Origin of the sequence: Streptomyces sediminimaris (assembly GCF_047049295.1) — a bacterium.
Taxonomy (GTDB): Bacteria; Actinomycetota; Actinomycetes; order Streptomycetales; family Streptomycetaceae; genus Streptomyces; species Streptomyces sediminimaris.
Genome location: NZ_JBJWOT010000001.1, coordinates 4,544,138 through 4,560,970 on the forward strand (window position 1 = coordinate 4,544,138; position 16,833 = coordinate 4,560,970).

Annotated in this window: 16 protein-coding genes and 3 pseudogenes; 11 read left to right on the forward strand and 8 right to left on the reverse strand. The window is 69.8% G+C overall.

All coding sequences use genetic code 11. The annotated features are described in order from the left end of the window. Positions 1–15 precede the first annotated feature (15 nt). Together ACJ9NR_RS21145 and ACJ9NR_RS21150 are read left to right on the forward strand one after the other, a co-directional pair. Positions 16–1,137: a substrate-binding domain-containing protein gene (locus tag ACJ9NR_RS21145; RefSeq protein WP_412493759.1), complete on the forward strand. Its 1,122-nt coding sequence runs from the start codon at positions 16–18 to the stop codon at positions 1,135–1,137. Between the two features lie 298 nt (positions 1,138–1,435). Then, positions 1,436–2,482: a helix-turn-helix transcriptional regulator gene (locus ACJ9NR_RS21150; RefSeq protein ID WP_412493758.1), complete on the forward strand. Its 1,047-nt coding sequence runs from the start codon at positions 1,436–1,438 to the stop codon at positions 2,480–2,482. On the opposite strand, the gene ACJ9NR_RS21155 is transcribed toward ACJ9NR_RS21150, so the two are convergent. Together ACJ9NR_RS21155 and ACJ9NR_RS21160 are read right to left on the reverse strand one after the other, a co-directional pair. After that, positions 2,445–3,419 carry a helix-turn-helix transcriptional regulator gene (locus ACJ9NR_RS21155; RefSeq protein ID WP_412493757.1) on the reverse strand — a complete coding sequence of 325 codons (975 nt, stop codon included), beginning with the start codon at positions 3,417–3,419 and terminating at the stop codon, positions 2,445–2,447. The two genes, ACJ9NR_RS21150 and ACJ9NR_RS21155, sit on opposite strands and share 38 nt — an antisense overlap. A 30-nt stretch (positions 3,420–3,449) precedes the next feature. After that, positions 3,450–4,394 carry a helix-turn-helix transcriptional regulator gene (locus tag ACJ9NR_RS21160; RefSeq protein ID WP_412493756.1) on the reverse strand — a complete coding sequence of 315 codons (945 nt, stop codon included), beginning with the start codon at positions 4,392–4,394 and terminating at the stop codon, positions 3,450–3,452. A 406-nt stretch (positions 4,395–4,800) separates the two neighbouring features. Here ACJ9NR_RS21160 and ACJ9NR_RS21165 point away from each other — a divergent pair, with 406 nt between their 5' ends. Continuing rightward, positions 4,801–5,136, forward strand: coding sequence for a Rieske (2Fe-2S) protein (locus ACJ9NR_RS21165; RefSeq protein ID WP_016437222.1), 336 nt, complete (start codon positions 4,801–4,803; stop codon positions 5,134–5,136). A gap of 149 nt (positions 5,137–5,285) precedes the next feature. On the opposite strand, the gene ACJ9NR_RS21170 is transcribed toward ACJ9NR_RS21165, so the two are convergent. Then, positions 5,286–5,699, reverse strand: a complete 414-nt coding sequence (locus ACJ9NR_RS21170; protein ID WP_412493755.1) for a pyridoxamine 5'-phosphate oxidase family protein — start codon at positions 5,697–5,699, stop codon at positions 5,286–5,288. 104 nt (positions 5,700–5,803) lie between these two features. On the opposite strand from ACJ9NR_RS21170, the gene clpB reads away from it, so the two are divergent. Then, entirely contained in the window at positions 5,804–8,401 is a 2,598-nt protein-coding gene (gene clpB / locus ACJ9NR_RS21175) for an ATP-dependent chaperone ClpB (RefSeq protein ID WP_412493754.1), read from the forward strand. A 75-nt stretch (positions 8,402–8,476) separates the two neighbouring features. After that, positions 8,477–9,007, forward strand: coding sequence for a YbjN domain-containing protein (locus tag ACJ9NR_RS21180; protein ID WP_412493753.1), 531 nt, complete (start codon positions 8,477–8,479; stop codon positions 9,005–9,007). 11 nt (positions 9,008–9,018) lie between these two features. Here ACJ9NR_RS21180 and ACJ9NR_RS21185 read toward each other — a convergent pair whose 3' ends face one another. From ACJ9NR_RS21185 to ACJ9NR_RS21195, 3 genes and pseudogenes are all read right to left on the reverse strand, one after another. Then, the gene (locus ACJ9NR_RS21185; protein WP_412493752.1) at positions 9,019–10,218 is read right to left on the reverse strand and encodes a hypothetical protein; all 1,200 of its coding nucleotides are present in this window, start codon (positions 10,216–10,218) and stop codon (positions 9,019–9,021) included. Positions 10,219–10,353: 135 nt separating this feature from the next. Beyond that, a complete protein-coding gene (locus ACJ9NR_RS21190) occupies positions 10,354–10,920 on the reverse strand; it encodes a response regulator transcription factor (protein ID WP_412512771.1) in 567 nt (188 codons plus the stop codon). A 262-nt stretch (positions 10,921–11,182) separates the two neighbouring features. Next, positions 11,183–11,611: pseudogene (locus ACJ9NR_RS21195) on the reverse strand (aminotransferase class I/II-fold pyridoxal phosphate-dependent enzyme); the annotation flags it as partial. A gap of 89 nt (positions 11,612–11,700) precedes the next feature. Between ACJ9NR_RS21195 and ACJ9NR_RS21200 the strand changes: the two are divergent. Further along, positions 11,701–12,186, forward strand: coding sequence for a prevent-host-death family protein (locus ACJ9NR_RS21200; RefSeq protein WP_412493750.1), 486 nt, complete (start codon positions 11,701–11,703; stop codon positions 12,184–12,186). Further along, positions 12,183–12,533 carry a hypothetical protein gene (locus ACJ9NR_RS21205; RefSeq protein ID WP_412493749.1) on the forward strand — a complete coding sequence of 117 codons (351 nt, stop codon included), beginning with the start codon at positions 12,183–12,185 and terminating at the stop codon, positions 12,531–12,533. Before ACJ9NR_RS21200 ends, ACJ9NR_RS21205 begins: the two co-directional genes overlap by 4 nt. Positions 12,534–12,550: 17 nt before the next feature. On the opposite strand, the pseudogene ACJ9NR_RS21210 reads toward ACJ9NR_RS21205, so the two are convergent. Further along, positions 12,551–12,988 (reverse strand): annotated as a pseudogene (locus tag ACJ9NR_RS21210) (aminotransferase class I/II-fold pyridoxal phosphate-dependent enzyme); the annotation flags it as partial. Between the two features lie 442 nt (positions 12,989–13,430). Here ACJ9NR_RS21210 and ACJ9NR_RS21215 point away from each other — a divergent pair. The 3 genes from ACJ9NR_RS21215 (at position 13,431) to ACJ9NR_RS21225 (ending at position 15,463) form a co-directional block, all read left to right on the forward strand. After that, positions 13,431–14,333 carry a hypothetical protein gene (locus ACJ9NR_RS21215; protein ID WP_412493748.1) on the forward strand — a complete coding sequence of 301 codons (903 nt, stop codon included), beginning with the start codon at positions 13,431–13,433 and terminating at the stop codon, positions 14,331–14,333. Between the two features lie 97 nt (positions 14,334–14,430). Further along, positions 14,431–15,087 (forward strand): DUF433 domain-containing protein, encoded by a 657-nt coding sequence (locus tag ACJ9NR_RS21220; protein WP_412493747.1) that lies wholly within the window; start codon positions 14,431–14,433, stop codon positions 15,085–15,087. Then, entirely contained in the window at positions 15,077–15,463 is a 387-nt protein-coding gene (locus ACJ9NR_RS21225) for a PIN-like domain-containing protein (RefSeq protein WP_412493746.1), read from the forward strand. The genes ACJ9NR_RS21220 and ACJ9NR_RS21225 overlap by 11 nt, the downstream gene beginning before the upstream one ends. A gap of 208 nt (positions 15,464–15,671) precedes the next feature. Here ACJ9NR_RS21225 and ACJ9NR_RS21230 read toward each other — a convergent pair. Next, positions 15,672–15,986: pseudogene (locus ACJ9NR_RS21230) on the reverse strand (aminotransferase class I/II-fold pyridoxal phosphate-dependent enzyme); the annotation flags it as partial. A gap of 173 nt (positions 15,987–16,159) precedes the next feature. Between ACJ9NR_RS21230 and ACJ9NR_RS21235 the strand changes: the two are divergent. Further along, complete coding sequence (locus ACJ9NR_RS21235; RefSeq protein WP_412493745.1) at positions 16,160–16,714, forward strand: Uma2 family endonuclease; 555 nt, start codon at positions 16,160–16,162, stop codon at positions 16,712–16,714. Positions 16,715–16,833: the final 119 nt, after the last annotated feature.

A 16,833-nucleotide genomic window follows, 5' to 3' on the forward strand; every position in this document is an offset into this window, starting at 1 on the left:
CGGAAGGTCACCGCAGTGAACAGCCGTATCCGTCGTACCGCCGTGTGCGCAGCAATAGCCGCCACCAGCCTGTCACTCTCCTCCTGCGGCGTGCTGAACGTCTCGGGCGACAGCAGCTCGGCGAGTCCCACCAAGGGCGACGACGTCACGATCGGTCTGCTGCTGCCGGAGACGGCCAACACCCGGTACGAGAACTTCGACTACCCCATCATCAAGAAGCAGGTCGCCTCGCTGACCAATCACCGGGGCCGGGTCGCCTACGCCAACGCGGACCAGAAGGCGGACAAGCAGGCGGACCAGATGCAGAAGATGATCGACGACAAGGTCGACATCATCCTGCTGGACGCCGTGGACTCGCACGCCATCGCCGGCGAGGTGCAGAAGGCGAAGGACGCCGGTATCCCGGTCATCGCCTACGACCGGCTGGCCGAGGGCCCGATCGACGCGTACATCTCCTTCGACAACGAGCTCGTCGGCGAGGTGCAGGGCCGCTCGCTGCTGGACGCGCTGGGCAGCGACGTCAGCACCGCCGACAAGATCGTGATGATGAACGGCTCGCCCACCGACCCGAACGCCAAGCAGTTCAAGGCGGGCGCCCTGGCCGAGCTCAAGGGCAAGGTGACGATCGCCCGGTCCTTCGACACCAAGGACTGGGACCCGAAGAACGCCGAGGCCAACATGACCGAAGCGATCAAGGCGGTCGGCAAGAACAACATCGACGGCGTCTACTCCGCCAACGACGGCATGGCGGGCGGCATCGTCAAGGCCCTGGAGGACGCAGGTGTCACCCACCTGCCGCCGCTGACCGGGCAGGACGCGGAACTCAGCGCCGTGCAGCGGATCGTCTCGGGCGAGCAGTACATGAGCGTCTACAAGTCCTACCCGGAGGAGGCCCAGGCTGCCGCGCAGATGGCCGTCGACAAGGTGCAGGGCAAGGACATCGAGTTCGACGCGCTGACCCAGGACACCGTCGACAGTCCGACGAACAAGGACATCCCGGCGCAGCTCGTCACCGTCACCGCGCTGACGCGCAAGAACATCAAGTCGACGGTCGTCGCCGACGGCATCTACAAGGTCTCGGAGATCTGCACCTCCAAGTACGCCTCGGAATGCTCGGCCATCGGACTGAAGAAGTAGGGCGTTCCCCCTTTGCGGACGCGACCGTTGCCGGGCCGTTCCTGACGGCCCACGGCAGCCCTTGAGCGCGCCCCCGCCCGGACGTGATCCGGCCGCCGCCGCCCCGGAGCGCCCCTCGCCCGCGCCACTCTGCCGCCCGGGCCGTCAGCTTGTTGCAATGCGGCAGCATGAGGACCGTACAAAGCGGGAGTTATGGGCGTTTGGCGACCGTGACCCCGCGCCGAGCCGTGTTGCACAGCCGGTCCCGTCCGCGCATAGTTGCGCTGCGAAGGCGGCGAAACCGGGGGTGGGATGGGCGATGGCCGGGCACGGGACGGAGGAGCATCCACACGGTGCCGACCGACTGTGCGAGGCCGGGGAGCGCGTGTACTCCCGGGCCGTACGCCGGGGCCGCGTGCCGCGCCGGGACGCCGGACCGGTGCCCTGCCTGCTGGAGCTCGCCCTGCTGCACCCGGACCCCGACGACATGGACTGGCTGGTCCCCACGTCCCCGCAGGAGGTCATGACGCGGCTGCTGCGCGGCGTCTACGACGACGTCAGCGCCAGTCAGCGGCGGGTGGGCGCGGTGGTCGCCGCCGTCGAGCGGTACGCCGGTCTGGGCCCCGAGCAGAGGGCGGCCACGGGCCCGGGCACGGAGGGGGCCGCCATCCGCGTGCTGGACGGGCTGTCCCGCATCCAGGCCGCGATGGACGAGGCCACCGGGGCGTGCACGACGGAGGTCCTGACCGTCCAGCCGGGCGGCATCCGGCCCGAGGACGAGCTGACGGAGGGTCTGCACCGGGCGCTCGCCCTGCGCGGGCGCGGCGTGCGGATGCGCGACCTGTACACGCATGTCGCCCGGCACGGCCAGGGCCTGCTCAACTACCTGGAGCTGATGGGCGGTTCGGTCGAGGCGCGCACCCTGGACGAGGTGATCGACCGGCTGATCCTGTTCGACCGCACGGTGGCCTTCATCCCCGCCAACGCGGACCGCACGCTCGCCCTGGAACTGCGCCATCCGGCGCTGGTCGGATACCTGGTCACCGTCTTCGAGCGGCTCTGGCGCCTCGCGATCCCGCTGACCGCGCCGCTGCCCGACACCGGCATCGAGGGCATCTCCCACCGCGAGCAGTCCATCGCGGCACTGCTGGCTGAGGGCCACCAGGACGCGGTGATCGCGGAGCGGCTCGGCATAAGCGTCCGCACCTGCCGCGCCCACATCGCCCGGCTCTCCGAGACCCTCGGTGCGGCCAGCCGCACCCAGCTCGGCGTCCGCATCGCCCAGGTGGGCCTCGACGGCCACCGTCACCCCACCGACGCGGGCCCCGTCACTCTTCCCGGTCAAGAATCCCCGACCGCCCGATGAGGTAGCCGAGCTGGGCCCGGCTCTCACTGCCCAGGGTGGCCGCGAGTTTGGCGATGTGGACGCGGGCGGTACGGACGTTCATGCCGAGCCGCTCCGCGATGTCGGTGTCGGTGTGGCCCTCGACGAGGAGAGCGGCTATGGCGTGCTGGCGGGGGGTGATGCCGGCCGGGGTGGTGCGGGTGACGGCTTCGGGGTGCATGGGTGTGGCCATGTGCCAGAGGCGGTCGAAGATGACCGCGAAGTAGTCGATCAGGACCGGGTGCCGGACCTCGAGGGCGAGGGTGCGGTCGGTGTTCGCGGGGATGAAGGCCACCGTGCGGTCGATCACGATGAGGCGCTCGGTGATCTGGTCGAGGGTGCGTGCCTCGGCGTCGCCGGTGAGTTGCTCGTAGCGCGCGATCACGGCGGGCGAGTAGCGCTGGGTGTGCTGGTAGAGCGTGCGGATGCGGCCTCCGCGGTCGAGCAGGTTCTGGTCGCGGCCCAGGCTCTTGGCCAGGCGCTCGGCGGGACTGCGGCCGTCGTAGGGCTGAATGGCCAGCAGTTCGCGGGAGGCGTCGGCCATGGCCCCGGCGATGGCCTCATTGATCCGGTCGAGCCCGCTGACGACCTCGATCGTCGGCAGGTCCGCCGTTCCGGCGGTCCGCCCGTCGATGGTCATGAGCGGCCCGAATGTCTCCACCAGCCTTTCCTCACGCTGTCGTTCGCCGGCGATGCGCTCCGCCGACGTGCGCAGCAGGCGGTGCAGGGCGACGGCTGGGGCGACGGGCTCCAGACGGCCGGCGTCGGTGACGCAGGGATGCAGCAGACCGAAGTCGACGAGGCAGGGCGCCGCGTCGGCGTCCGCGCTGCTCACCTGCCCTTCCCGCAGGGCGCGTCCGTAGAGTTCCAGGCCCGGTTCGCACAGCTCCTCCGGGCCGTGCCGGTGCGCCTGAGTCATCACCAATGACCCTCTTCTTCCGGATCGGTGTCAGGGGTCCTGCTTCAGGATCCCCGACTGCGCTATGAGGAAGCCGAGCTGCGCCCGGCTGCCGCTGCCCAGGGCCGTCGCGAGCTTGGCGATGTGGGCGCGGCAGGTGCGCACGTTCATGCCCAGCCGCCGTGCGATCGCCTCGTCCACATGGCCCTCGACCAGCAACTTGGCGATGGAGTGCTGGATCTCGGTGATCCCGTCGGGGGCGGTCTCGTAGGGGGCGCCGGCGCTCAGCGGGACCGCACGGGTCCACATGAACTCGAAGACCTTGATCAGATAGCGGACGAGCCCGGGGTGCCGGAGTTCGAGCGCGATCTCCCCGTCGTCGCGGGTCGGGATGAAGGCCACGGTCTCGTCGCAGATGATGAGCCGTTCGACCAGTTCGTCGATGGTGCGGTACTCCACCTTGCCGTCCGTGAACTGGGCGACGTACGCCAGGGTTTCGGGGCTGTAGCGGGCCGGGTGCTGGTAGAGCGTCCGGATGCGGCAGCCCCGGTCGATCAACGGCCGGTCACGGTTGAGCCCCTGGGCGAGGGTGTGCTCGAGCCGGCGGCGGCTCGGCTGGACGGTGAGCATCTCGGTGTGGCACTGGGACGTGGCGAGGTCGAGCGCCGCGTTGATCCGGTCGAGGCCCTCCAGCACGGTGATCGAATGCGTGGTCGCCGACGACTGGGCGCTGAGCGTCATGAACGGCTCGAAAGCGTCTGCGAGTTCGATGGACAGCCGCCTGCGCTGAGTGATCTCGTTCTCGATCGGTGTGAGCCTCTGGGCAAGCGCGACCGAAGGCGGTACGGGCCGCAGCCAGTTGGGATCGTCGGGATCGGGATGAAGCAGGGCGAACTCCATCAGGCACGGCGCGGGCTCGGCATCCGAACGGGCTATGCGTCCCGTCCGGAGAGCGTTGCCGTAGAGACGGCGTCCGTCCTCGCACAGGTCGGTCAACCCATGGGGATGTGTCCGCTTAGTCTCACTTATCACCAGATCTCCACCCCCCAGGGTCCTGAACGTGCAGGAACATGATGCATCGTTTGTGTGGCCATGACGTGCCGGAATGGGCCATCGTCGTATTCGGACGGGGGAGAGGTGACCTTCAAATGAGGACGAAGCCGACTATGCATAAGAGAATGCTTCGCTCGGCGCTTGTCGCCGCCTTCTCCGCCGCCTTGGCCTTCGGAGCGCTGAGCGGCCTGACGGGGGCGCGGGGTGACGCAGCGCAGGACAGTACGTGGAAGACGACTTCCGTGTCCGCCGCCAGTGCCGGCGACAGCACGTGGGTCGTCGCGGCGTCCGACGTCCCGGGTGACAGCACGTGGGTGGCTCCCAGTGACAGCACGTGGGTCGCCGAGTCATGACCACTCCACCCGACGACCGCTCCTTCCGCCGCGAAATGGCCACGGCCTACCGCTCGGGCTGGCACTTCATCGACCTTGTCACCGCGATCCCCCACTCCGGTGACTCGCTGATGGTGACCGTCTTCGGTGAGCCGGTCGTCGTCACGCGCGACGAGGACGAGGACGTACGGGCGTACCGGTGTCTGCGGCGGCCTCGGGGGGCGCCGCAGCCCGTGCGATGTGCCATCCGGTACGGAATGATCTTTGTGAACCTGGACCAGCGAGACCACCGGCTGGTGGAACCGGAAACCCCCGATGTTCGGACCATCTCAGCCACCCCCCGCAGTGCCTGACGCGATTCCCCCGTCGTAACAGATCGCTCAGGTGCTTCCCCCCGCAGCGGCGTCACCGTGACCTGAACACGGTGACGCCGCTGCAGTTTTCGGGGGACATTTCCCGTTATCGACCGTGTCGTTCCGCGTCCGTCCATGGCTGAAAATCGTCAGGCGTTGCCCATGGCCCGGGTCAGCTCGATCTCGATCACGACACGTGACGGCTTCGGGGCCGGCGTCCGCTCGTAGCGCTCGGCGTAGCGCCGCTCGGCCTCCGCGACCCGCTCCCGCTCGCTCCGTACGAAGGCCCGGCCCTCCAGGGTCGCCCACCGCCGCCCCGCCACCTGGCAGACCGCCACCCGCGCACCCTCGGGCCCGGCGGCCAGCACATGGGCCACTTTGCGGCTCGACCTGTCGGTGATCACGCGGGCGAGCCGGGCCTCGGGATCGTAGGTGACCCCGACGGGTACGACGTGCGGGCTGCCGTCCGGGCGCGGGGTGGTCAGCGTGCACAGGTGCCGCTCCCGCCAGAAGGTGAGATACGAGGGGCCCGGGGCACCGGGGTCCTGGGTGTGCGTAGCCATGCCCTGGAAGGTAGCTGCTCCGACCTTGAGTGGAATAGACTCAACTTTGTGTACGTTTCCCAAGTCAGGTGGATGACCGCTGACGCCAGGAGGAGAACGCGAACGTGGACGCCGAGCTGACCAACCGGAGCCGGGACGCCATCAACGCCGCCGGCAACCGGGCCGTGACCGAGGGACACCCCGACCTCACGCCCGCGCACCTGCTCCTGGCTCTGCTCCAGGGGCAGGACAACGAGAACATCGTCGACCTTCTGTCCTCGGTGAACGCCGACCAGGCCGCCGTCCGGGCCGGCGCGGAGAAGGTGCTCGCCTCGCTGCCCAGCGTGACCGGCTCGACCGTGGCGCCCCCGCAGCCCAACCGCGACCTCCTCGCCGTCATCGCGGACGGGCAGGCGCGCGCCAGGGACCTCGGCGACGAGTTCCTCTCCACCGAGCACCTGCTCATCGGGATCGCCGCGAAGGGCGGCGCCGCCGGTGACGTACTGTCCGGACAGGGGGCCACGGCGAAGAAGCTGCAGGAGGCCTTCCAGCAGGCGAGGGGAGGACGCCGGGTGACCACACCCGATCCGGAGGGCCAGTACAAGGCCCTGGAGAAGTTCGGCACGGACTTCACGGCCGCGGCGCGCGAGGGCCGGCTCGACCCGGTGATCGGCCGGGACCAGGAGATCCGCCGCGTCGTGCAGGTGCTCTCGCGCCGTACGAAGAACAACCCGGTCCTCATCGGCGAGCCCGGCGTCGGCAAGACCGCCGTCGTCGAGGGGCTCGCCCAGCGGATCGTCAAGGGTGACGTGCCGGAGTCCCTGCGGGACAAGCGGCTGGTCGCCCTCGACCTCGGCGCGATGGTCGCGGGTGCGAAGTACCGCGGCGAGTTCGAGGAGCGGCTGAAGACCGTCCTGGCGGAGATCAAGGACTCCGACGGCCGGATCATCACCTTCATCGACGAGCTGCACACCGTCGTGGGCGCGGGCGCCGGCGGCGACTCGGCCATGGACGCCGGCAACATGCTGAAGCCGATGCTGGCGCGCGGCGAGCTGCGCATGGTCGGCGCGACCACGCTGGACGAGTACCGCGAGCGGATCGAGAAGGACCCGGCGCTGGAGCGCCGCTTCCAGCAGGTGCTGGTGGCGGAGCCGAGCGTCGAGGACACGATCGCGATCCTGCGCGGGCTCAAGGGCCGCTACGAGGCCCACCACAAGGTGCAGATCGCGGACTCGGCGCTGGTGGCCGCGGCCACCCTCTCCGACCGCTACATCACCTCCCGCTTCCTGCCCGACAAGGCCATCGACCTGGTCGACGAGGCGGCCTCCCGGCTCCGGATGGAGATCGACTCCTCGCCCGTCGAGATCGACGAACTCCAGCGCGCCGTCGACCGGTTCCGGATGGAGGAGCTGGCGCTGGAGAAGGAGACCGACCCGGCCTCCCGCGAGCGCCTGGAGAAGCTGCGCCGCGACCGCGCCGACAAGGAGGAGGAGCTGCGCGGCCTGACCGCCCGCTGGGAGAAGGAGAAGCAGTCCCTCAACCGCGTCGGTGAACTGAAGGAGAAGCTCGACGAGTTGCGAGGCACGGCCGAACGGGCCCAGCGCGAGGGCGACTTCGACACCGCCTCCAAGTTGCTCTACGGCGAGATCCCGTCCCTGGAGAGGGACTTGGAGGAGGCCAGCGAGGCCGAGGAGGAGGCCTCCAGGGACACCATGGTCAAGGAGGAGGTCGGCTCCGACGACATCGCGGACGTCGTCGCCGCCTGGACCGGCATCCCCGCCGGACGCCTCCTGGAGGGCGAGACGCAGAAGCTGCTGCGCATGGAGGAGGAGCTGGGCAAGCGCCTGATCGGCCAGGGCGAGGCCGTGCGCGCGGTCTCCGACGCGGTGCGCCGCACCCGCGCCGGCATCGCCGACCCCGACCGCCCGACCGGCTCCTTCCTCTTCCTCGGGCCGACCGGCGTCGGCAAGACGGAGCTCGCCAAGGCGCTCGCCGACTTCCTCTTCGACGACGAGCGGGCGATGGTCCGCATCGACATGTCCGAGTACGGCGAGAAGCACAGCGTCGCCCGCCTGGTCGGTGCCCCGCCCGGCTACGTCGGCTACGAGGAGGGCGGCCAGCTCACCGAGGCCGTGCGCAGGCGTCCGTACAGCGTCGTCCTGCTCGACGAGGTGGAGAAGGCCCACCCCGAGGTCTTCGACATCCTGCTCCAGGTGCTGGACGACGGCCGGCTGACGGACGGTCAGGGCCGCACGGTCGACTTCCGCAACACCATCCTGGTGCTGACCTCCAACCTCGGCAGCCAGTTCCTGGTGGACCCGCTGACCGGCGAGGAGGAGAAGAAGGAGCAGGTCCTGGAGGTGGTGCGGACGTCCTTCAAGCCGGAGTTCCTCAACCGCCTCGACGACCTCGTCGTCTTCTCGGCGCTGAGCAAGGACGAGCTGAGCCGTATCGCCCGTCTCCAGCTCGACCGGCTGGCCGCGCGCCTCGCGGACCGTCGCCTCACCCTGGAGGTCACCGACGCCGCCCTGGCCTGGCTCGCCGACGAGGGCAACGACCCGGCCTACGGTGCCCGGCCGCTGCGCCGGCTGGTCCAGACGGCCATCGGCGACCGCCTCGCCAAGGAGATCCTCTCGGGTGAGGTCAAGGACGGCGACACGGTCCGCGTCGACGCGTTCGGGGAGGGCCTGATCGTGGGACCCGCCACCGGAAAGACCCTGTGACGGAGGGTGCCGGGGTTGCCACCCCCCTCCCCGCATGGGGGAGGATGGCGGCATCCGTACGAAGGGAAAATCACGGTGAGCATCGACCCGTCCTCGATTCCGAACTTCGGGGGCCAGCCCGAGCCGCAGCAAGGACCGGCGGGCCCCGTCGTCCCGGATCAGGACCTCGTGAAGCAGCTCCTCGACCAGATGGAGCTCAAGTACGTCGTCGACGAAGAGGGTGACCTCGCGGCGCCGTGGGAGCAGTTCCGTACGTACTTCATGTTCCGTGGTGAGGGCGACCAGCAGGTCTTCTCGGTGCGGACGTTCTACGACCGGCCCCACCAGATCGACGAGAAGCCCCAGCTGCTGGAGTCCATCGACGACTGGAACCGGCGGACGCTGTGGCCCAAGGTCTACAGCCACACCCACGACGACGGCACCGTCCGCCTGATCGGCGAGGCGCAGATGCTGATCGGCACCGGCGTCAGCCTGGAGCACTTCGTCTCCTCCACGGTCAGCTGGGTGCGCGCCGCCATCGAGTTCGACCGGTGGCTCGTCGAGCAGCTCGGTCTCGAGCAGGACATCAACGAAGCGGGCGAGAAGCCCGAGGGCGACGAGGAGTAAGCCCTCTTCCTCTACAGCGGCATCTGGGCGATCACGACCAGATACGCCCCGTAGCCGAACGAGAGCCCGGCCAGGGCAGCGACCACCACGGTCGCGTGCCGCGGCCGGGCTCTCGCCGTACGGACCAGCGCGCGGGCCGGTGGCAGCAGCAGCGGGAAGGCCGGCAGGAGGAAGCGGGGCTTGGACTCGAAGTAGCCGGAGCCGCCGAGGACGATCAGCAGCAGCACGCCGGTGTGCACGAGCAGCGGCAGCGGGGCGCGGTCGGCGAGCAGCAGGGCGTACAGCACGACCGCCACCGCCACGATCACCATCGCCATCGGGAAGACCAGCCGGTCCCCCCGCAGCATCAGATGGCGCACGAACTGCAGCGAGCCCCTCCCGAAGTCGAACCGCGACCCCCACAGCCGCTGCACCTCGAAGTACCCGCCGAGCAGGTCGCCGGTGCGGTGCCCGACCCACAGGACGTAGGCGACCCAGCCGGCCGGCGCGAGCGCGGCGCCCGTCCACAGCCTGTGGGAAACCCCGCGGCGCGCGCGAAGGCACCGCCACGCCTCGCACGCCGCCGCCGCGAGCACCGCGGCGGCGACCGCGGACCCGTTGGGCCGGGACAGCCCCGCGAGGGCCGCCAGCGCGCCCGCCCACAGCCAGCGGCCGGTGAGCACCGCGTACAGCGACCAGGCGGCGAAGGCGGTGAGCACGGGCTCGGTGTACGCCATCGACAGCACGACGGAGTGCGGCAGCAGGCCCCAGAGCAGCACCAGCGCGGTGGCGACGGCCGGCCCGTGCAGCCGGGCGCCGACCGCGTGGATCCCGCAGGCCGCCACGGCCGCCGCGCTCCAGGACACGGCCAGCCCCGCGGCACCCCCGCCGAGCGGCGTGAGCGTGTACACGGCGCGCACGAGCGCCGGGTACAGCGGGAAGAACGCCATGTCGCTGTAGACGCCGGGCCGCAGGTGCGGGGCGTCGGCGTATCCGTGGGCGGCGATCCCCAGGTACCACAGGGAGTCCCAGGAGAGCCCGAGCAGGCCGAAGGGGCCGCGTCCGGTCGCCGGCCGGGTGGCCATCGCCAGCGCGGCCACGCCCAGCAGCCGGGCGGCGAGGAACAGCCCGAGGGCGGTGACCATCCCCGCCGGGGGCGACTGCGCGTGGTCCCCGGCCACGGGAGCGGACTTCGTGGTGGACGGCGGTGCGAGGGTGCTGGCGTGAGTCACACCGGCACAGTGCGGGCAGGACGGACGGTGCGCGAGTGCTGGGGGCCCGAGCGGGTGCGCTTGCGGGCGCCCGGCGTGTCCGCGTGACAGGGGCGGCGCGAGCCGTTCACGGCCGGACCCCCGTATGCCGTGTCATCACCGCGGCTGTGAGGCCGGGCTTCCGTCGCCTCCGTCGCCTCCGCCTCCGGCGCCTCCGTCGCCTCCGTCGCCTCCGCCTCCGGCGCCTCCGTCGCCTCCGCCTCCGTCGCCTCCGTCGCTTCCGTCGGGACAGGCGGCCGTCCCCTCCTGTCCCTCCCGCCCGTGCCGAACGGCACCGGCCAGTTCGGCGCGTCCCCGGATGCCCGGTTTGCGGTAGGCCCGTGCCAGGTGCGTCTCCACGGTTTTCACGGTGACGAACAAGGCCTGCGCCACTTCCCGGTTGCTGCTGCCGCCTGGACAACCAGCAGCTTCGCAGTGCCGAGATGGTCGAGAGGCTCGTCGCACGCCGTGACGCGATCCACGGGGCCGTCGAGAAGGGCGGCCCGGCGGCCTACGCCGTACGGCACGACCGTGTTGAGCGCACGTGGCCGTGACGGGAGGGCGCCCCTGGTGGGGGTCGAGACCACACTCCGTGCAGCGTTCTTGGTCGGTGACTCCTCGGTCGGGCCGTTCCTGGTTCCGCGAACGCCTGACCTCGCGGATGTGTCCGCAGTACAGGCGCACGCGCCAGCGCGCGAACTCCAAGGCGCGAGGAGGCCCTCTCTTCCTGCCGACGCTGATCCGCCGGCGTCAGCTGGTACTCCTCAAGCGGCACGCCTTGGGCTACGCGTCTGGACTCCACTCTGGCGACGCTACGGGGCCCTGCATGCTGCCGAGTTCGATCGGCCGGTCTGCTCCAACGAGTGCAGACCGGTTTGGGAGTCGGGACCCGCTCACGCTGGTGGCGGCCTTGCCTAGGTCCAGTTCGGGGAGAAGGGGCGTTGCCTCAGGGCGCCGGTCGTTGCAGGCGGTCGGCGGCCTCCTGGAGAACGTCGTCCCTCTTGCAGAAGGCGAAGCGGACCTGGCTGCGGCCGGCGTCCGGGTCGTCGTAGAAGACGGAGTTGGGGATGGCGACGACGCCGCAGCGTTCGGGGAGTGCGCGGCAGAAGGCGTGGGCGTCCTTCTCGCCGAGGGGAGTGATGTCGGTGGTGATGAAGTACGTGCCCTGGGGCTGGTGGACCTCGAACCCGGCCGCCCGCAGGCCGTCGCCGAGCAGGTCGCGCTTGCGCTGCAGGTCGGCGCGGAAGCCGTCGAAGTACGTGTCCGGCAGGCGCAGGGCTTCGGCGACCGCGTACTGGAAGGGGCCCGCGTTGACGTAGGTCAGGAACTGCTTGACGGTCCGGACGGCGGTCACGAGTTCCTGGGTACCGGTCACCCGGTCCACTCCGTGTTCACGCACCCATTTTCCTGGCTGGTTGCCATCTCGCCATAGAAATCAGAGCGCAATCAGAGTACAGTCTGAGTATGAGCATCGTGTATTCGGTAGCCGAATCGGAATCCGTCTCGTTCACCGATCTGTCTCGGAATCCGAAGGCAGTCGCCGCGAGGGCCGCCGCCCTGGGATGTCTGCGGGTCACACACCGGGACGCGCCCGACATGGTGCTGACCACGGCTGTACAGGCAGAGCGCACTGAGGAAAACCTGACCACCGCGTCCAGGCTGTTCCTTGCTCTGATGAAGCAGGATGACGGCGTCAGGTCGCTTCTGCTCGCGTTGCCCGAGGTGTTCCCGTGGGTGCGCCACCTGAATGGCGAGGAAGTCCGGGAATTCACCGTCGAGCTCCTGGACGCGCTGTCCGACGCCGCTGAGTTGGGTGCCAAGGAGGCTGTGCACCGAGCGATCGTCTCGTGGCGGGCAACTGCTCGCATCAACGCTGACCCTGACCAGCTCAGGGAAGCACTCCGTCCGCTCGGTGACGTCGACCTTGGCCCGGTCGAGGTGCACGAGTGAGCCCGAAGAAAGGCGATCGGGTCAGCGTCCCTCCACTGAACGGCTGGAACGTCATCCACGGGACGACGGAGGCCGCGACCGGTTGGGAAGAGTTGTGCCGGGTGGCGTTGCCGAACGCCCATCGCTGCCTGGAAGCCCTTCGCACAGACCCACTGTCGCGGGCCAACTGGAACCGCCAGCACCAGCTCCGCGGCAGGCACGCCACCAGGGAATGGAAAGGCTCCGAGCTGGAACAGTGGGAGTACGAGATCACCAGCGGCGGCCGGGTCCGCTACCTGGTCAGCCCGGCCACCTCGACTGTGATCCTGGTGTACGCCTCCCCGCGACACCCGAAGGACACTGAATAGCCCAACGGCCCCGGGCCCTATGCGGCCAGTGGCTTGAGGCGGCGCGCGGCCTCCTCCAGTACGCCTGTCCGCTTGCAGAAGGCGAACCGGACGAAGGGGGCGCCCTGCTCGCGGTGGTCGTAGAAGACCGCGTTCGGGATGGCGACGACGCCCGCGCGCTCCGGCAGCGCCCGGCAGAGGGCGAAGCCGTCGCTCTCGCCGAGGGGGCGGATGTCGGTGGTGACGAAGTACGTGCCGGCCGGGCGGAAGACCCTGAAGCCTGCCTGCTCCAGGCCGCCCGCCAGCAGTTCGCGCTTGGCCCGCATGTCGGCGCGGAACTCCTCGAAGTACGAGTCCGGCAGGCGCAGCGCCTCGGCGACCGCGTACTGGAAGGGGCCGGAGGCGACATACGTCAGGTACTGCTTCGCCGAGCGGACGGCGGCCACGAGCTCCGCGGGGCCGGTCACCCAGGCGACTCCTCGTTGGCCTACCTATTCGTTTGTCGTGCGACCGACCCGCCGCAGATCTTCGGCATCGCCGGTGAGCCAGCCGCACAACACCGCCCGGACCGGTCTTCCGGCCGTACCGCCGGGCTCAGTGATAGGCGAGTTGAAGGCCGACAGCCACCGTCACTGAGCCCGACGGGCTCTGGTCACCGTCCACGCCCCGGGCTTACCGGGCCCCTGTACGCGAGAGCCCGGCAGGCCGCTGACCTCCCTAAAGAACCGGGGGAAAGAACTACCCGCCCACCCACCCTCCCCGGCCGCACGGCCCGCGTCACCCGTCCGAGTGACCGGCTTGCAGGCGCGGGATGCGGCCGGTTACGTTCGCCGCGACAACCGCACACAGACATCGGCCCCCGGCCGGGACTGGCATCCCGAACGAGGGCCTGACCGATCAGGAAGCGAACCCTTCCCGATGGCTGACCCGCAGTCTAACGCGCCCCTGCGCGCCGACGCCGGAGCACCGACCTCCGGCGTGATCCACGTCCGCACTCGGCTCACCGCCGACTTCACCGTGATCTCCAACGCCCTCGCGCAACGACGCGGCAGCGCGGTCACGGTCGGTGTCGCGGCGTACATCTCCTCCCTGCCCGACGGCTCCCCCGTCACGATCACCGCCCTGTGCGAGCACTTCGCCGAGGGCGAGATCCTCATCTCGCGAGCGCTGAGGGAGTTGGAAGACGTCGGATACCTGGAGCGCCGCCGGGAACGAACGCCCACCGGGCAGGTCCGTACCCGCACGTACTTCTACGGCGTCCCCGGCGGCGACCCAGATCCGGACGGGCCTCCCAAGCCGCCCAAACCGCGTCGGCCCCGGAAGCAACCCGCCGCTCCGGCGGGCACACCCGCGTCCTCGGCTGTGCGGGAACCGGTGCAGGCGCCCGTACAAGCGAAGGAGGAGGCGGAGGCACCAACCCCGCTCGCCGACGCCGACCCCCGAGCCGTCGCCGTACTCGCCGGCCTGCGCCGAGTCGACCCCCGCCTCGTCCTGACCGCGCATGAGGCCGCCCGCCTTGCCCCGGCCGTCACCCGGTGGCTCGCGGCAGGTCTCCTGCCTACGCAGATCACGGACCATCTCACCGCACGTCTCCCGGACCACTTTCTGACCCGACCGGCCGGCATCCTCGCCTACCGCCTCAAGGAGACCCCCCTTTCCCTGCGCGCATTGGCCCGCAGCACGGAATCCCCCGTACGTCGGGCGGTCGTGCCCATGCGGAACTGCGACGGCTGCGACCGGGGATTCCGCACGGCGGAACCCGGCCTGTGCCGGGAGTGCCGGGAACGCTCGGCCGAAGGCCGTCTCCGTGCGGCCGGCTGAGCCGGTGGGCGGGTGTGCGGTCGTCCCTCGGGTGGGAGGCTTGATGTGCGACGATGCGAAACCCCGTGCCGGTCACGACAGCAGGAGGAGGTGGGGCATGATCGACAGGTTCAGTGACGGACTACTGACTCCCACGGAAACAGCCTCCTACCTGGAGATTCCGCAGTCGACCCTCACCTCGTGGCTGAAGGGCAGGGCAGCCGGAGCGCCGCTGGTCCACCAGGTGGAGCCGCTGAGGAAGGGGCAGCCGTCGGTCCCGTTCATCGCGGTGGCCGAGGCACACGTCCTGCGTTCTCTGCGCTCCCTGGGCCTCCGCATGAGCGAGATCAGGGAGGCCGCCGCCGCCGTACGGGACGCGTTTGCCACCCCCTACGGGCTGGTGTCGAAGCGGATCGCGACGGACGGCGTGGACATCTTCGTTGAGCACGGCCTCGGAGATCTCCGCAGGGCGAGGGACGGTCAGGCCCCCATCCATGAGGTGGTCTCCGACTACCTCCGCTACCTGACCTGGGAGCCCGACGACGACTTCCCCTCCAGCCTGCGGCTGAGGCAGTACCCGGACTCCGTACCCGTCGTGATCGACCCGCGGTTCGGCCACGGACTTCCCGTGGTGGCCGCCAATCGCGTGGCGGTCAACGCCATCACCGACCTGTGGGAGGCCGGGGAGAGCGTCGAGGACATCGCCTACGACTTCGACATGACACCCGAGCAGGTCGACGCGCTGTGCCGGGCAGTGGTGCGTCTTGCCGCCTGAGTTCTTCCTCGACCGAAATCTCGGGCGTCGTGTCGCTGAAGGGCTGAGGGCCTGCGGGTGGGTTGTTCACCGCATCGGGGACGCCTTCCCCGACGACGGGCAGGACGTGGCGGACGAAGAATGGATCACTTACGGCCTCGACCAGTCGTGGGTACCGCTCTCGAAGGACGGGCGGATCAAGAGCCGGGACCTGGAGATCCGGCCGGTCCTCGAACGCGAGGCGGTGCTCTTCTATCTCGACAACCAGCAGCTTCGCAGCGCAGAGATGGTCGAGCGGCTCGTGGCACGTCGCGACGCTATCCACCGGGCGGTCGATCGGGGCGGACCGGCCGCCTACGCCGTACGGAGCGACCGCATTGAGCGCACGTGGCCGTGACGGACTGACGGACGGGCAGGTGGAACGGCAGGGCCGCGGAGCGACGACTGGGGTCCAGAGGAGTGGCCCGCCGCCGTGTCCGGGGCTACTTCGCCGCGGGCGCCCACAGCACGGCCACGATTTCCATCTGCTTCAGGACCAGGTCGATCGTGCCTCACGCTCTTCCTCCGGCGGGTAGTCGGGATTTCGGGACGAAGGGGCGTGAACTTCAGGTCGCCAGGCGTTGCAGGCGGGTGGCGGCCTCGTGGAGAACGTCGTCCTTCTTGCCGAAGGGGGTGATGTCGGTGGTGAAGAAGTACGTGCCCTGGGGTTGGTAGACCTTGAACCCGGCCGCGCGCAGGCCGTCGCCGAGCAGGTCGCGCTTGCGGCGGAGGCCGGCGCGGAGGTTGTCGAAGTACGAGTCCGGCAGGCGGAGCGCTTCGGCGATCGCGTACTGGAACGGGCCTGCGCTGACGTAGGTCAAGTACTGCTTGGCCGTTCGGACGGCGGCGACGAGCGGGGCGTCCGCCGTGACCCAGGCGACGCCTCGTTGGCCTACCTATTCCTATGTCGTGCGGACAGGCCCCGCTGCGGATCTCCGGCATCGCCGGTGAGCTGGCCGCAGGGCCTGTCCCGACCGGTCTTCCGGCCGTCCTCCGGGCTCGGTGACGCGGCACTGTCCGTCGTATTCTGACCACACACGGGAAGGAGCCGTCCATGAGCGTCGACGCGATCGTGCACACCGAGTTCCCCAGGGGATACACGGTCCTGTTCGGGGCCGACGGAAAGGTGATCATGACTCCGCAGAGCGAAGAGCACTCCAGCACCATCAGGTCGATGCAGATCGACTCCGCTCTCGCCCTCGGCCGTCATGCGAAGGTCACCTCCGACGTTTACATCGACTTCCCCGCCGACGAGAACTCCGCCCCCGACCTGGCGATCCTGCGCGAGGATGCGCGCAAGGAAGGCAAGCGCTACAGCTTCGAGGATGTCCTGCTGATCTCCGAGGTCGTCTCGACCTCCTCCGCGCGCAAGGACTATGACGACTGCACCGCGAAGTACGGCCGCTACGGCATTCCGATCTACCTGGTCGTGGACCCGTACGCGCAGGAAGTCGTCCTCCACACCCAGCCGACCGCCACGGGGTACATCGCGGTACACACGCACAAGTACGGCACGGGCAAGCTCCCCATCCCCCTGGCCGACGGCCGCACCTTCACCCTCGACCTCGACGAGCTCCCGCGTCCGGAGCCCGAGGCGGACGCCCGCTGACGAAGAAGTCCCCGCTGCGGCCAGGCCCGTGCCGTGGGCACCGCCGTCGCCGGACGTGGTCGTTCCTGGTCGGGGCAGCCGGCTGGGATTGCCTGGCCTTTCGTCGATCTGGATCGGCC

Bases quoted from the DNA above. Each gene is read 5' to 3' on its own strand.
- ACJ9NR_RS21165 (WP_016437222.1), top strand. From the start codon at position 4,801: ATGACCACTCCACCCGACGACCGCTCCTTCCGCCGCGAAATGGCCACG.
- ACJ9NR_RS21155 (WP_412493757.1), bottom strand. From the start codon at position 3,419: ATGACTCAGGCGCACCGGCACGGCCCGGAGGAGCTGTGCGAACCGGGC.
- ACJ9NR_RS21235 (WP_412493745.1), top strand. From the start codon at position 16,160: ATGAGCGTCGACGCGATCGTGCACACCGAGTTCCCCAGGGGATACACG.
- ACJ9NR_RS21150 (WP_412493758.1), top strand. From the start codon at position 1,436: ATGGCCGGGCACGGGACGGAGGAGCATCCACACGGTGCCGACCGACTG.
- ACJ9NR_RS21170 (WP_412493755.1), bottom strand. From the start codon at position 5,699: ATGGCTACGCACACCCAGGACCCCGGTGCCCCGGGCCCCTCGTATCTC.
- ACJ9NR_RS21215 (WP_412493748.1), top strand. From the start codon at position 13,431: ATGGCTGACCCGCAGTCTAACGCGCCCCTGCGCGCCGACGCCGGAGCA.
- ACJ9NR_RS21220 (WP_412493747.1), top strand. From the start codon at position 14,431: ATGATCGACAGGTTCAGTGACGGACTACTGACTCCCACGGAAACAGCC.
- ACJ9NR_RS21200 (WP_412493750.1), top strand. From the start codon at position 11,701: ATGAGCATCGTGTATTCGGTAGCCGAATCGGAATCCGTCTCGTTCACC.